The organism is Thioalkalivibrio denitrificans, assembly GCF_002000365.1.
GTDB lineage: Bacteria > Pseudomonadota > Gammaproteobacteria > Ectothiorhodospirales > Ectothiorhodospiraceae > Thioalkalivibrio_A > Thioalkalivibrio_A denitrificans.
This window is the reverse complement of the sequence record NZ_MVBK01000001.1, coordinates 121,078-134,721: the sequence shown is the minus strand read 5'-3', so window position 1 is coordinate 134,721 and position 13,644 is coordinate 121,078. Positions and strand designations below refer to the sequence as shown.

General features: G+C 64.2%; 16 protein-coding genes. All 16 read left to right on the top strand.

All coding sequences use genetic code 11. The features are described 5' to 3' along the window. The first annotated feature begins 504 nt into the window (after positions 1–504). The 16 genes from B1C78_RS00635 to B1C78_RS00560 all read left to right on the top strand — a co-directional run bounded on the left by B1C78_RS00635 (position 505) and on the right by B1C78_RS00560 (position 13,605). The gene (locus B1C78_RS00635; RefSeq protein ID WP_077277211.1) at positions 505–1,329 is read left to right on the top strand and encodes a ParA family protein; all 825 of its coding nucleotides are present in this window, start codon (positions 505–507) and stop codon (positions 1,327–1,329) included. Then, positions 1,326–1,682, top strand: coding sequence for a hypothetical protein (locus B1C78_RS00630; RefSeq protein WP_077277210.1), 357 nt, complete (start codon positions 1,326–1,328; stop codon positions 1,680–1,682). Before B1C78_RS00635 ends, B1C78_RS00630 begins: the two co-directional genes overlap by 4 nt. After that, positions 1,679–2,746, top strand: a complete 1,068-nt coding sequence (locus tag B1C78_RS00625) for a ParB family protein (protein WP_077277209.1) — start codon at positions 1,679–1,681, stop codon at positions 2,744–2,746. The genes B1C78_RS00630 and B1C78_RS00625 overlap by 4 nt, the downstream gene beginning before the upstream one ends. A 199-nt stretch (positions 2,747–2,945) precedes the next feature. Beyond that, entirely contained in the window at positions 2,946–3,317 is a 372-nt protein-coding gene (locus B1C78_RS00620) for a hypothetical protein (protein WP_139349754.1), read from the top strand. Further along, entirely contained in the window at positions 3,304–3,837 is a 534-nt protein-coding gene (locus B1C78_RS00615) for a DUF2857 domain-containing protein (RefSeq protein WP_175628187.1), read from the top strand. The genes B1C78_RS00620 and B1C78_RS00615 overlap by 14 nt, the downstream gene beginning before the upstream one ends. 3 nt (positions 3,838–3,840) lie before the next feature. Continuing rightward, on the top strand, positions 3,841–5,133 hold the full coding sequence (locus B1C78_RS00610) for an STY4528 family pathogenicity island replication protein (RefSeq protein WP_077277206.1): 1,293 nt from the start codon (positions 3,841–3,843) through the stop codon (positions 5,131–5,133). A 526-nt stretch (positions 5,134–5,659) separates the two neighbouring features. After that, positions 5,660–6,400, top strand: coding sequence for a PH domain-containing protein (locus tag B1C78_RS00605; protein WP_175628186.1), 741 nt, complete (start codon positions 5,660–5,662; stop codon positions 6,398–6,400). A gap of 13 nt (positions 6,401–6,413) precedes the next feature. Continuing rightward, a complete protein-coding gene (locus B1C78_RS00600; protein WP_175628185.1) occupies positions 6,414–7,250 on the top strand; it encodes a PFL_4669 family integrating conjugative element protein in 837 nt (278 codons plus the stop codon). A gap of 125 nt (positions 7,251–7,375) precedes the next feature. Beyond that, positions 7,376–7,819, top strand: coding sequence for a hypothetical protein (locus B1C78_RS00595; RefSeq protein ID WP_077277203.1), 444 nt, complete (start codon positions 7,376–7,378; stop codon positions 7,817–7,819). Positions 7,820–7,889: 70 nt separating this feature from the next. Next, positions 7,890–8,252: a single-stranded DNA-binding protein gene (locus B1C78_RS00590; protein WP_077277202.1), complete on the top strand. Its 363-nt coding sequence runs from the start codon at positions 7,890–7,892 to the stop codon at positions 8,250–8,252. After that, entirely contained in the window at positions 8,249–10,423 is a 2,175-nt protein-coding gene (locus tag B1C78_RS00585) for a DNA topoisomerase III (RefSeq protein ID WP_077277201.1), read from the top strand. Before B1C78_RS00590 ends, B1C78_RS00585 begins: the two co-directional genes overlap by 4 nt. A 135-nt stretch (positions 10,424–10,558) precedes the next feature. Continuing rightward, a complete protein-coding gene (locus B1C78_RS00580) occupies positions 10,559–11,017 on the top strand; it encodes a hypothetical protein (protein WP_077277200.1) in 459 nt (152 codons plus the stop codon). Beyond that, positions 10,992–11,843, top strand: coding sequence for a ParB/RepB/Spo0J family partition protein (locus B1C78_RS00575; RefSeq protein WP_175628184.1), 852 nt, complete (start codon positions 10,992–10,994; stop codon positions 11,841–11,843). The genes B1C78_RS00580 and B1C78_RS00575 overlap by 26 nt, the downstream gene beginning before the upstream one ends. Positions 11,844–11,866: 23 nt before the next feature. Next, the gene (locus B1C78_RS00570) at positions 11,867–12,094 is read left to right on the top strand and encodes a hypothetical protein (protein ID WP_077277198.1); all 228 of its coding nucleotides are present in this window, start codon (positions 11,867–11,869) and stop codon (positions 12,092–12,094) included. 344 nt (positions 12,095–12,438) lie between these two features. Next, positions 12,439–13,065 carry a DUF3577 domain-containing protein gene (locus tag B1C78_RS00565; RefSeq protein ID WP_077277197.1) on the top strand — a complete coding sequence of 209 codons (627 nt, stop codon included), beginning with the start codon at positions 12,439–12,441 and terminating at the stop codon, positions 13,063–13,065. Between the two features lie 309 nt (positions 13,066–13,374). After that, a complete protein-coding gene (locus tag B1C78_RS00560) occupies positions 13,375–13,605 on the top strand; it encodes a hypothetical protein (RefSeq protein WP_077277196.1) in 231 nt (76 codons plus the stop codon). Positions 13,606–13,644 lie beyond the last annotated feature (39 nt).

The following is a 13,644-nucleotide window of genomic DNA, read 5'->3' as shown; positions in this document are numbered from 1 at the left end:
TCATGCAACATTGGGGTTAGCCCCTTGCGCCGGGTGGTCCACCACCCGGTTATCTGCCGACTGCGACATGATCCACGCGCCTCCCTTGGCGATGTGGGGGCAGATTGGTTGTTCGGAGGCTGAGAAGCCCCTTCTGCCCAGAATTGTTAAGTAAGTCTCACTTTAGCCGGTCGCGGACCGGTTCGCAATGTGAAAGTCATCACATTTATTTAGAGGGATAATAGATTAGCTTTTTGGGTTTCGCCAGATTTCACCGGTCAAATCCCGTTCCCTGCGATCAACCTCCCTGTTCCTGCCGGTGAATGCACCATTGCGGTGCAAGGGCAGAGGTGTGGAGCTGGCGACAGGAGTCGAACCTGCGACCCGCTGATTACAAATCAGCAACCGAGCCAGACCTGTTTTGGCGTAACCAATAGTACCCACGCCTTACAGAGAATACTAGGACTCGTCTGACAGTTACGCACCCTCGGAGAGCCGATTAATTCATGGCTCTGTGAGGGTAGTATGGCACTCAAAATCACGATCACCAGCACCAAGGGCGGAGTCGGCAAGACCACCCTGTGCGCAAACCTCGCCGGGATCCTGGCGGACCTTGGGCAACGCGTCCTGATGGTGGACGCCGACGTCCAGCCCACCTTATCCAGTTACTTCGGCCTGACCCGCCGGGCAGACCGGGGACTGACCAACCTCATCACCGAGGCGTCCTCGGACGGTGTCATCAGCCGCACCGAGATCACGCGTCTCGACGTCGTCCTTTCCGATGACCCCGCCGGCAAGCTCCAGAACTGGATCCTTCACCAGCCGGATGGACGGGTTCGGCTCCGGCATCTGCTCGCCAGACTGGACGACGACTACGACATCATCCTGGTCGACACTCAAGGGGCCGTAGGTCCCCTCCAGGATGCCGCGGTGCTGGCGGCCGACCTGCTGCTCTCCCCCATCCCCCCCGAGATCCTCTCCGCGCGGGAATTCGCCCGGGGGACCATCCAGATGCTGGAACGCCTCAAGCCCATGGCCTTTCTGGGCGCGCCCCCGGCGCCGCTCAAGGGGCTCGTCTACCGGATGGACCGCACCCGGGATGCCCGCATGATCGCCACGGAGCTTCGCCGCGAATCGTACGCGCCCTCACGGGGCGCCATCTCTATCCTCGACACCGTCATTCCCAACACGGTCGCATACCGCGAGGCCGCGACCCACCGCACCCCCGTACACAGGTGGGAGACGCGCCGATCGGGTCCCGCGCCGAGCGCCCGGGAAACGATGACGGACCTGGTGCATGAGGTGTTCCCTCATCTGGCCGAGCAGACATTGGCGGAGGACCAGCTATGACCCGCCAAACCGAATTCCTGACTCCCGGCCCACTGCACCCGGATCTGTTTGGCGGCGACACACCGATCATGGTGCCCCTGGACGAACCCGCCGCCGCCCATTCATCTGGTGATTCGCTCTACGAGGTGGAAGTCTGCTGGGAGATCGACCAGACCGTCCATTGCGTCAAGGTTCGCGTCCCGGCCGCGCATGAAGCGGCCGCCGCGACCACAGGCGTCCGCCAGGTCCGCGCCGAATACCATGGCGCCGGCTTCGAGGCCGTGGATGTGCAACGAAGCCGCACCCAACGCCAGGCCCTGAAACGTCGCATGCGGCGGTCGAACCCACCCTCGCGCCGGGGAGGTGACCAATGAGCCGCCGCAGACAGAACGCCCCGGATATCGCAAGCATGCTCAACGAGGGACACTTCGGCGGCCCCTCGGCCGAGTTACCCGCGGCTGATCCGGTGACGACGGTCCAGATGACCCTGAGCATCCGGCAGATCAAACCCTACGACCGCAACCCCCGCCACGAACGCAACCCCCGTTACGACGAGATCAAGGCCTCGATCCGGGCGCAACGGCGCCTGAACAACGCCCTTGAGGTCACCCGCCGCCCGGGAGACGAACACTACATGATCCGCGCCGGCGGCAATACGCGCCTGCAGATTCTCCACGAACTCCTGGAGGAAACCGGGGATACCGCCTTCGAGCAGGTGCATTGTCTGTTCCATCCGTGGACATCGGAGGCGGACGTGCTCACCGCCCACCTGGTGGAGAACGAGCTGCGCGGCGACATGACCTTGATCGACAAGGCGCTGGGCCTGGTCGACCTCAAGCGGGCGCTCGAAGAGGAAGACCAGAACCCGATGTCCAGAAATGAGTTCATACGTCGCTTGGGGGAGATGGGTTACAGCATCTCAAAGCGGCAGATCATTCGACTCGAGTATGCCGCCGAAATGCTCCACCCCGTCATCCCGACCGCCCTGAGGGCGGGGCTTGGAAGATCACAGGTTGATCAGTTGAAGGCCTTCCAGCAAGCCTTCTGCAACTACTGGGAGAACGCAGGCGACAATCCCGATCGCGCAACCAGCACGTTCCTGGATGTCCTGGCCGGGCTGGACGAGCCTGATCTGGACATGACGGCCGTGGTCCATGGCATGGAGGCGCTGACGGCGGAACTGCTGGATCACCCCATCCGGCGCGTACGCATGGAGGTAGACGCCCTGTTGGCCCGCCGGCCGAACGCGACCGCCGGCACCCCGCCCCCGCCTTCGTCCGGAGCATGCNNGTTCCGTCTCTTCGCCTTCGTCCGGAGCATGCCTCTCCGATCCGCCCGAAGGCGAAGAGACGGAACTCCGCGAGACCCAGGTGGAGCCTGCCCCGAACGCCCTGGACGAGGACGATGCTTCACCCTCGCCTGGCCAGGAACGTCCTAGGCGGATGCCGCCTCCGGCACCTGGGGAACGGCAACAGGCGCCCACCGCCCAAACTCCGGGGCAAGACCCCGCTGAACAGGCCCACGACCTGCCGCCCCAACCGGAATACCAAGGTCCCTCCGATCTTAAGTCGTTGCGCTCCCGGGCCGCTGTGCTGGCGCTTCAGTTGGCCAAACGCTACGGGCTGGATGAGTGCATCATGCCGACCCCCGCCAACGGCATGGGCTACCTGGTGGACCTACCCAGCCAGCCCTTCGACGACACCCGCGTGGACGCCCTCAAACGCTGGACGTGGTGGAGCCTGTTCAGCACATCCGAGATCAACGCCGAGACCATCCGCATGGCGGAGATTCCGCCCGGCTACATGACGCGCGGACCGCAGGCCGGACAGATCGTCCAGCGCCCCGACTGGGATCGCGTCGCGGGCCACTACCTGCATTCTCCGGAGGTCGACGACAGGGATTTCGAGTTGCTTGTCCAGTTATGGAGCACCGGCCGGATGATCCGGCGCCTGGCCGAGGACCCGGCCGGGAATGACCTATGGGAGTTACCGAGCGATGAGCGCATCTGAGGTGTCGTTTTCAATCCTGAGATATGCCGTCCAGAAGCTGCACGACGGCGACATGAACGCGGTCCTGGACCTGGGTTTCGAGGTCGATGAGCTGCGCGCCATGGAGGGGCTCACGCTCCGAGACCTCCAGTACCTCAGCCGGGTCACGGTGCCGTTCCTCCGGGTACAGGTTGACCACGATGTATATCGGGCCATGCTGACCCGTGTCAGGGATGAGGCGCAGACCGAGGCCATGCAGGACACGCTGATCCTGCAAGGCGCCCCCCGGCAACTCATGCAGACGTTGTACGGAATGACGCCTCAGCAATACAGCAACCGGCGTCGCCTGCTCAGGCTGACCGGACAGAACACGGGTCGGCCGCCACGCATCCCGGAAGAGTTGGAGCACACCATCTGGCGGCACTGGTCGGCGTTGCAGGACGCCGAGCCGGCCCGGCGATACCTGGAGACCGCTCAGCGATCCCAGACCTCGGTGGCAAACGTCTGGCAGATCGTCAAACCGGACAGCGTGGAGGGATAGTCCATGGACGAGCCGGAACGCGAAGCCTCCCCCCGCACTCAGGGCCTCGCCCTATATATAGAGAGGGCAGTCGCCAGACTGCGGGAACGGCGGGAGGACCCCGGGAGCGAGGGTCTGATCTTCGTGGGGTCGTGGAACGACGCGATTCCGCGGTTGCTGATCCTGGATCCGATCCTCAAACCCACCGAAGTCCGCATCTGGTCGGTCATGAAGACACTGGCCGACCCCGGCGGGCCCGCAAGCATGCCCGATTACGAGACCCTGGCAAAACGGGTCAACGTGGCTTCCAGGGCCACGGTGGCGGCCGGGCTCCTGGTCCTGCGCATGACCCGGTGGATTTCACTGTGCGCCCGTGTCCGGGATCCGTCCGGGCGCTTCGCGGGCAATGTGTACGCGATGCACGACGAGCCCGTCACGCTCGCGGACGCGATGCACCTGGATCCGGGTTACTTGGGGTTCCTGTTCGAGATGACCGGTCACGCCAGCCCCCGCGTGAGAACCGTAGCCCAGGCGGTCCTCGATACGATCCGGGACAGCATTCAGGCCGGCGAGGATGTCACCCAGGCACCGGGGCTGCACCAGCGGGCGGTTCAGGCCATGGGGTTCTTCGCCGGCGCTGCGCCGGAGGCAGCCGAGGCCGATACAGACAGTCTCTTCGCGGTCTCCGAGGTCCAGGTCCAAAAATTGAACTCGGGCGACCAGGTTCAAAAAATGAACCCCGACCACCGGGTTCAAAATTTGAACTCGGATGGTTCACCGGTTTCAAAAAATGAACTCGGCTCTAATTTCACGAAAAATCAATCAGTTGGCAACCGAGTTCAAAAAATGAACTCGGCCTTAAGTAGTAGTAGTCGTAGTAAAACCACTACTACTACCGACCAAGATCAGAAAAACCACCCAGCGCGCACGCGCGCGAGGCCCAAGCCCATCCCCGGGCTGCATTGGCCCTCGATGCTCACCCCGGATGAACGACTGCTGGTCTCGATGCACCTGGATTCAGTGGATCCGGGCCTGGCCCAGGACATCCTCGACGAGGCCCAGGGCCGCATGGCGGAAGGCTCCGTGCGCAATCCCACGTCGTTCATCAACCGGCTCGTGGTATTGGCCCGAGACGGCGGATTCCAGTTCACGAGCCATGGCCTGCGGGTACGCAAGGCCCGCGAGGCACGCCTGGCCGCCGAGGCACGGGTCCGCCAGTACGAAACAGCCCCGATGCCCCCTCCAGCACACCGGGAAAATACCCTGGTGCAGCGTGTCGAGGCCATGCGCCGCAAGCGATCCGAGGTCATGCCATGAGGCCCGTGAGTCGGCACGCAAGGTTATGCACCCCCGGCCCAGAAGTCAGGGGGTGCGGGCCGCACCCCCCATCTGTCAAGGGGGTGCCAGTGGCACCCACCCAAAATCAAACACTTACCGGTAGGCCAACGGTCGGGAGGCCTGTGCGCAAGGCCTCGGGATGGAGGCGTGGCCCAGACGTCGGGGGGGGGGTGCCAGTGGCACCCCCCCTGTGTCAAGGGTGTGCCGTGGCACAGGCACAAAATCAACGGTGGGGCAGTGTACGGGAGGCCTGTGCGCAAGGCCTCGGGATGGAGGCATGGCACAAGAGTCAGGGTGTGCGGGCCACACACCATGCATGATCCATCTCCACCGCCGGCGGATCGACTTGCTGATGCGCAAGATCGGCGAACTGCGGGCGATAACCAGACCGCAACGAAACGCGAGAGGCCTTCGGAATCCGCACGCGACCGAAAAACCGTTTTCGGCTGCCGCGGGCCCTGGGCTCGCTGACACTTCGCGTACCGACCACATCGGATGCATCACCATGACCAGGAACGACATCGATACCCGCGCCGACGGCAGCCCGTTTGCGACCTTCGATGAAGCGGCCGCCATGCGAGACCTGGTCTCCCGTGAGACCGGCTCGCCCTGGGTGGTCGCGCGCGAAGGCATCGGCTTTACCATTCGGCCCGGGCGGGGGAGTCCCCAGGACTCCGCCTCCCCCGGCGCGGCGCTCAGCGGACAGACCAGCCTGACACCAGGTGTGACACGTGGCACACCTGTGGACGCCGAAACCCTGATCCTCCGACCGGCCTGGCGATGCGGGTGGCCGCTGATGATCGTGGCCCTCGCGGCAGCCGCCGGCGTGTTCAACGCAGACCGGCTGGCGCTGCTTTTCATGGGCGCGGACCTGGTGACGTTCTGGAACAGGTGGTCACCCATCTCTCCTGGCGAGACTGTCGCCTTGCTCAGCGCGGCCGCGATGATCTTCGCGTTGGGAAGCCTCCTCGTGTGGCGCTATGGCCACCGCTACACCATCACCCCTATGGATGTCGAGATGCGCGTCGGCATCATCCGGCGCGAGACCCGGACCGTGCGCATGAAGCACATCCGGTCCGTGGGACTGCGCCAGGGATTCTGGGACCGGCTGGTTCTCAAGGTCGGGGATCTCGAGATCGCATCCTCCGGGTCGGGTGACGCGGACGACGTGGCCTTTCGCCGGATCGTCCGGCCGGCCCGGGTGCGTGAACACATCAACTCCCTCATGCATGACCACGGCGCTTAGAAAGGAGGACGACATGAGCACCAACCAAGCCCATGCCATGGCGACTCGGGCTCGGCAGCAGCCCGAACTCACCGCGGACACCGCAACCGATTACAGGACCTCCACGTCCTCTCCCGGAGGCCTGCGCGGCGAGGCCCAACTTCTGATTCAGACCCGCAAGGCCCAGATCCTGGTGCGGGGCAGAGCCCCGACAAAGGACCGGCCGGGCATTCCCGGTCTTGTGCGGTTCGGCCTGATCGCTCGTCGCCTTTGGATCGCATCGGCCCTCGATGACCCCTATGCCGACTGGTACCTCATCAAGGTCCTGGAGGCCCTGAACGAGGGACGGGAGGAACTGAAGGCCATGCAGGAAAAGGTGGCGGGGTTGCTCGGTGGCGTGCGCGGCGTGGAACTCACCATCGGGGAATCGGACAGCCCCATCCACGTGCCGCTGCGCTTCGCCAACCCCTATGGATACATGGGGGCCTACCTGGTCGCCGACTACGATGAACTCGCGCGCACGATCCTCACCGCGAAACACGTCGGTCTCATGGTGCGCGATGACGCGGAACGAATGCTGGCGCAAGGCGGGCGGCTGGTGCGCCGGGCCTTCTCCGCCACCCAGGGATGGAGGTACCTGTCCGTCACCAGGGACGACATGGCGGCCAACAACGCCCGGGCGCGCAAGGCGATCGAGACGATGGGGGAGATCCCGGACAAGTCCGTGCTGGAAGGCACACTTCGTCCTCGGATCGCGCCCGACATCCGCAAGCCCGGGACACAAAACGCCGACGACAGCGATGACATCTTCGGCCTTATGGGAACCGCGGGCGCACAAGCTGCGCCAACCGACGTCCGGGACGAAGACTAGATGTCATCGCGCGTCATTTTCTAGATGTGCGCCAACATCATCCCTTAAAGGGCTTTTTAACCCTTTAAGGGTAAGGGAGCGATCGTGGATTCGATTCTCAGACATGTCACGCGGAGTGTGTGCCGATGAAGTCTCCGTATGCCTGGCTCAGCTTCGGTTCGCATGCGGGGGCCAAACGCAGACGACGGGAACTGCAAACCGAATGTGAGGCCGCTCTCCTGGAAATGCGCCAGCTCCAGGAAACCTTTCGTTCACGGTATCCGAACGCGCCGGCCTGGCTCACCGTGAGTCATCGCGCCCGCAGCGGCCGCGGACTCTGGTGGCGCATGCGGGCCAAGAGCCCTCAGGCTCAGTCGATCTTCGAGTTGTCAGGTGAACGCGGCCGGAAGCTGTTGGCAACCCTGCCGCCGGCATTGCGTGCCGCGTTCCTCGACTACAACCAGCACGCCGGACTTCTGAACCTGGCCTATACCATCCGATCCCTCGAACAGCAGAGGATCGACACCTACGTCGAACGCACCGAAGCGCTGGCGCAGCAGTTCGGGGATAAGACGCACTCGCGCGGTTAACCGTTTTCTATGGCGACCCAACCTGCCTGGTGCTCAGATCGTTCCCACGTTCAGCCATGGAGGTGTTTTCATGAGTGCGGAGTTCATTGGCAGCGGCAACCTGGGGGCGGCCCCCGTCTTGCGCAAGGTCGAGGTGGACGGTGAGACCCGCGCCGTCGCGGATCTGCGCATCTTTTTCGATCGCCCCAAGCAACAACCCGATGGTTCGTACAGCGACGACGGGGGATTCTGGATGAATGTCTCCGTGTGGGGACGAAAGGCCGAGGACGCCGTGCGCGTGCTTGCCAAGGGCACACGCGTTCGCGTCGAGGGGCGTCTGCGCGAGCACAGTTGGGAAGGCGATGAGGGCGAGCGCACCGAGATGCGGTTGACCGCCGACCACGTGACCCTCGAGCTGGGACGGGTGGATACCGTTACCTTCAAGGCGCCATGACCTCCCTGTTCCTCTGCGAGAAGCCGTCCCAGGCCCGTGACATCGCCCGGGTGCTGGGCGCGACCCGTCAAGCTGACGGCTGTCTCCGTGGTGACGGCGTGGTGGTGACCTGGTGTTTCGGCCACCTGCTCGAGATGGCGCCACCTGAGCACTACGGCGAGCAGTTCAAACGCTGGACGGCCGAGGCGCTTCCGGTCGTCCCCGGGCAATGGCACATGACGGTCAAAAAGGAGGCCCGCAAGCAATTCAAGGTCATCAGTGCGTTGCTCGGCAAGGAATGCGCAGAGGTGGTCATTGCCACCGATGCCGACCGGGAGGGTGAGACCATCGCTCGGGAGATCCTCGACCTGTGCGGATGGCGCGGGCGGACAAGGCGCTTGTGGCTGTCCGCGCTCAATGAGGCAAGCATCCGCAAGGCGCTTGGATCCATGCGCCCAGGCGAATCAACCGAGGCGCTGTATCGAGCCGGGCTCGGGCGCTCTCGGGCGGATTGGCTGGTGGGCATGAACCTGACCCGACTCTACACGGTGATCGGGCGTCACTCCGGTCACGACGGCGTACTGTCCGTGGGCCGGGTGCAGACGCCCACGCTGCGACTGGTGGTGGATCGCGACCAGGAGATCGAGACCTTCCGGCCACAGCCCTACTGGCGCCTGGTCGCCACACTGGGTGTCCGCAACGGGCGGTTCCAGGCCTTGTGGGTGCCGCCGGAGGATGTGGCCGACGCCGAGGGCCGATGCATCAACGAGCAGGCGGCCCGCAGGCTGGCGCAGCGTCTTGCCGGTCTGACGGGAACCATCCGCTCGGTGGACACCCAGCGGCTCCGGGAGGCGGCCCCATTGCCGTACGATCTGGGAACCCTGCAGCAGGAGGCAGACCGCCTGTTCGGGATGGGCGCGCAGAAGGTCCTGGATACGGCCCAGAGCCTGTACGAAACTCACAAGGCGATCACCTATCCACGGACTGACTGCCCCTACCTGCCACTGAGCATGCACGGCGAGGCCTCCGCGGTGCTGGACGCACTGGTCCGCTCCGACAGTGCGTTCCAGGGCCTTGTGGCACGGACGGACGCCGCACAAGGATCAAGGGTCTGGGACGATGCCCGTATCACCGCCCATCACGCCATCATCCCCACAGCCGAGCCGTGCAATGTATCGTCCATGAACCAGGACGAGGCCAGGATCTATGACCTGGTGCGCCGGCGGTACGTCGCTCAGTTCTACCCTCAGCATGAGTACGACAAGACGATCGTCGTGGCGACGGTCGACGGTGAGGCCTTCCGTGCCACAGGGCGCCGGGTGATTGAGCCGGGATGGAAGGCGCTGTTTCACAACCCCGGAGGCGAACCGGGTGACGATGAGCCGCAGGATCAGGCCCTGCCCGCAATGTCACGGGGCGAAGACGTAGCGCTTGAGCAGGTGGAGGTGCAAACGAAACACACCAAGCCGCCCCCGGGGTTTACCGAGGGCACGCTGATCGCGGCGATGAAACATGCCGCGAAGCATGTGCGAGACCCGGAGTTGCGCAAGGTGCTCCGGGACAGCGCCGGACTCGGTACGGAAGCCACGCGGGCGGGGATCATCAAGACTCTGCTCGAGCGCGGATTCCTGGAGAAGAGAAAGAAGCAACTCACCTCCACCGAGCGGGGCCGCGCGCTCATCGCCATCGTTCCGGAACCGGTCAAGGATCCGGCCACGACCGCGCTGTGGGAACAGGCCCTGGACGACATCGCCCAGGGTCGCATGCAGCTCGCGCCTTTCCTGGAGAGGCAGATCCAGTGGCTGCACGCCATGGTCGAACAGGCCCGGGCGGAAGTCGGACAGGCTGGCGCAGGCCTTCCGGCCGCCGAGACGCATCCGTGCCCCGACTGCAACAGACCCATGCGGCGCCGGAGAGGTTCCTCAGGGTATTTCTGGGGCTGTACCGGTTATCCCGGGTGCCGCGGGACGCTACCCGACGCGCGCGGCAAACCGGGGAAGCCCAGGACATCCCCCGGAAAGGCCCGCGTTCCGGCAGGGTCCCCGACCGGTGCCGGCCAGGCGTGTCCCGGCTGCGGCAAGGGTGTCCAGGTCCAGCGGAGCATGAACAAGGGGAAAAATCAGGGGCGTGCCTTCATCGGCTGTTCCCGGTTTCCCGAGTGCAAACACTTTCAGTGGGCTCGAGAAGGTTGAACGTGTGCCACGTGGCACATCCATCCTGATCGGAGGCTGCGACGTGAAGCTGCGACCAGGACAGATCGTGTGCATGAACTACGGGGCGGACCCCTACCGGACCACGGAAATCCACGTTCCCTGTGAGTGCCCGAGATGACGCTTGACGTGGACCTCAAGCCCCTGGCGCATTCCATATGTCGGATGTACGGCCTGCCGTCCGATGATGGACGTTTCGTGGTGGCCACCGATCACGTACTGCATCCGGGCGTCTATACGCTGTGCGCCGCGCTCGCCGTCGCGGAGCAACTCTGGCGCGACCACTTTCGGGGGCTCGCCGTCCTTCCGCTGCGCCAGCTGGATGACGAGGCGCAAGGACGCCTGGGCGCGGGCGACACTGTATCGCTCGCGCACCTGATGTCCGACAGCAGGTTTCGTGTCCGCTCGTGCACTCATCGGGACGCCGCACGGCTCGGGCTGGACTTCGACGTCTGGTGCGACGCCTATGCCGACGACCTGTGGGCCACATATCACGAGACCGGCGCCCACTACGAGAACCCGGACTATGAGCGCTGGCTGGAGCGGTCCTATGCCCGCCACCACGAAACGTCCTGATCCACGGCACCCGATCCATGACCAGGGGCGTCTGTTGACGGTCCCGGTCGAGACGCTGGCGCCGGGTATGGGCCATCAGCCGCGCCGACACATCGAGCGCGCGCCTTTGGAGGAGCTTGCGGAGAGCATACGCGCACAGGGCATGATACAGCCCATCGTGGCCCGCCGTCTGAGCCCGCCTCACGCCACGGCCCTGTACGAGATCATCGCAGGCGAGCGGCGCTGGCGGGCAGCGCAACTGGCCGGTCTGCACGAGGTGCCTGTACAGCTGATCGAGGCAGGCGACGAGCAGGCCGGCATCATCGCCCTGGTCGAGAACATCCAGCGCGAAGATCTCAACCCGCTCGAAACCGCCGAGGCGGTTGCGCGAATCCTTGATCGGACCGGCATGACCCAACGCGCCGTGGCACAGATGCTCGGCCTGAGCAGGGACCAGGTGGCCCACCTGGTGCGACTGCTCAAACTCGGCGCCGTCGCCCGCAGGCTTGTGAGCGAGGGGTTACTCGATATGGGTCATGCAAAGGTGCTTGCGGGATTGCCGCCCGAGGTCCAGGACCCGCTGGCCCGCGCGGCCGCCGACGGACGCTGGACGGTGAGACGCCTGGAACGCGAGGCCTCACGGGCCAGACAACCGTCCCCGGAACATCCCCGGCGCCGGGACCCGAACATCGTTCGGTTGGAGCAGCAAGTCGGCGAGACCGTCTGTGCCGCCACGCGCATTGACTACACGACCGACGGCACCGGCCAGTTGCGCTTTTCGTTTCACAGCCTGGATGAACTCGAAGGAATCCTGAACCGCCTGGGAATCGATCCTTCTTCCCGATAATCCCTCATGGAGAGATCCCCGCCGTGAAAACCAGCACCGTCCCCGCTATCGAAATCCGATCCGATGCGGTCTGGGTGTTCCAGGGGGCCACGTTGGCCCAGGCGCTGGCCGACTGGTCGCGGACCCAGATCGCCGGCAACCCAGACCAAGAACCCCGCATCCGAGAGATCGTCGAGGGGGTGGAGAGATTCCTGCATTCGGATCAAGCGAGGAATCACAAGATGCTTCTGGAAAAATGTGCGGACCGTTGAGTTGACCCGTTGCAAAAAAGCGGCTTTAATCTTCACTGAATGCCGTCGCCGCTGCGGTTCAGTGGCACCCTGAAGCACCTCCCGGACCGGGTAGAGGTGCGGACCTTCGGGTCTCGGTCCTTGTCGTTGAACCATCCCATCCGGGGAACATCTCCCCAAGGTGGGAGTCGTCTCCTCCGTTGCTGCTTTCCAGTTTTTGCTCACACCGAGGCGGCTTGTCGGCCGCCACGCGGTTATTCGGTTAGCTCGCCCTCATCACCACCCCACGGGGAAACACCTTCCCCGACGGGGCGCTTCGACAAAGCGTGGTGTTTCCCCTTTTCCCAAGCGAAAGGAGAAACACCATGACCGAGAAATACTTCGACCTTCACATCGACGGCATCGGTTATCTCAACCGTGCCCGCGAGGTAAGCGTTCGCGGCGGATCGTTCCTGGCCGTGGACATCACCGCCCTCCATGGCGAGGCCTCCAATCCGGAGAAGACCCGTTTCGATTGCCGCGTGAGCGGCAGCGAGGCGCAGGGACTGATCCGCCGGTTTATGGACCCGATCAACGATCGGGGCCATCTGGCCGGCGACGGTACGACGATACGCCACAAGGTTCTCGCCGGGTTCCGTCTCGGTGATCTCTACCCCGAGACCTTCACCTATGAGAAGGGCGATAGAGCCGGACAGGCAGGGGTTTCCCTGAAGGCGCGCCTCCTTCGTCTTGAATGGGTGAAGATCGACGGGGAGATGGTCTACAAGGCCCAGAGGGATGAGCCCGAGGACCAACCGGGCGATGCACCCAAGACGGAGCACACCACTCAGCGCGGCGAGCACTCCGAGGAGGAGCTGATCGGCATGCTGCCGACCGAAGTGGCCTTGTCGAAGGATGATCCCGAGTTTGAAGCCAAGAAGACTGCGCTCAAGCAGCAGGGATACCGTTTCGACAGCATCACCAAGGTGTGGCGCCTGCATCAGGTCGCCTGACCGGTACGCCGGGAGGATTTCCTCCCGGCGTCTTCTCAAAGCATCGGCATCAGCGGATGTTTTGAGAAGACGCGTTGTACCGTGGTCACTGCGGATTCAGTGACACCCTCGAAGCGCCTCCGGACCGGGAAGAGGCGCGGCCTTCGGGCTCGGTCCTGCAATTCCACTTCAACCCATCCGGGGAACACCATCCCCGGTCGGGGGTGATGTCTCCCCGGCAAGGTCTCCCTGGAGGTCCACCAAAGCCTCTACCACAGGGGGCTTTGGTGGACCTCCAGCGGAGGCCGCCAACCGAGAGGAGACACCATCATGACCCCGAAACAAGTGGCAAAGCAGATTCTTGTTCGCCCGGCCCCCAATGGTGGGCATTACTTCAACGGCATCCGCTCCCTGGAGCAGGCGGTTCGCACGGTCTTTCCCGATTTCGGGAAACCCGACCGTCGGCTGCAGCGTGCGTACCTCGATCTCGTTGCCAGGGAGCTGCGCATTGTGCGCCGGATCCCTGAGACCGAGAAAGAGCTTGAACTGGTGGCGGCCTGACTCGATCCGCCGACCTTGTAACACCCTACAGGGGACGAC

Excerpts from the sequence above, each read along its gene's own strand:
- B1C78_RS00635 (WP_077277211.1), top strand. The coding sequence starts at position 505 with ATGGCACTCAAAATCACGATCACCAGCACCAAGGGCGGAGTCGGCAAG.
- B1C78_RS00630 (WP_077277210.1), top strand. The coding sequence starts at position 1,326 with ATGACCCGCCAAACCGAATTCCTGACTCCCGGCCCACTGCACCCGGAT.
- B1C78_RS00620 (WP_139349754.1), top strand. The coding sequence starts at position 2,946 with ATGCCGACCCCCGCCAACGGCATGGGCTACCTGGTGGACCTACCCAGC.
- B1C78_RS00615 (WP_175628187.1), top strand. The coding sequence starts at position 3,304 with ATGAGCGCATCTGAGGTGTCGTTTTCAATCCTGAGATATGCCGTCCAG.
- B1C78_RS00610 (WP_077277206.1), top strand. The coding sequence starts at position 3,841 with ATGGACGAGCCGGAACGCGAAGCCTCCCCCCGCACTCAGGGCCTCGCC.
- B1C78_RS00605 (WP_175628186.1), top strand. The coding sequence starts at position 5,660 with ATGACCAGGAACGACATCGATACCCGCGCCGACGGCAGCCCGTTTGCG.
- B1C78_RS00600 (WP_175628185.1), top strand. The coding sequence starts at position 6,414 with ATGAGCACCAACCAAGCCCATGCCATGGCGACTCGGGCTCGGCAGCAG.
- B1C78_RS00595 (WP_077277203.1), top strand. The coding sequence starts at position 7,376 with ATGAAGTCTCCGTATGCCTGGCTCAGCTTCGGTTCGCATGCGGGGGCC.
- B1C78_RS00590 (WP_077277202.1), top strand. The coding sequence starts at position 7,890 with ATGAGTGCGGAGTTCATTGGCAGCGGCAACCTGGGGGCGGCCCCCGTC.
- B1C78_RS00585 (WP_077277201.1), top strand. The coding sequence starts at position 8,249 with ATGACCTCCCTGTTCCTCTGCGAGAAGCCGTCCCAGGCCCGTGACATC.
- B1C78_RS00580 (WP_077277200.1), top strand. The coding sequence starts at position 10,559 with ATGACGCTTGACGTGGACCTCAAGCCCCTGGCGCATTCCATATGTCGG.
- B1C78_RS00575 (WP_175628184.1), top strand. The coding sequence starts at position 10,992 with ATGCCCGCCACCACGAAACGTCCTGATCCACGGCACCCGATCCATGAC.
- B1C78_RS00565 (WP_077277197.1), top strand. The coding sequence starts at position 12,439 with ATGACCGAGAAATACTTCGACCTTCACATCGACGGCATCGGTTATCTC.
- B1C78_RS00560 (WP_077277196.1), top strand. The coding sequence starts at position 13,375 with ATGACCCCGAAACAAGTGGCAAAGCAGATTCTTGTTCGCCCGGCCCCC.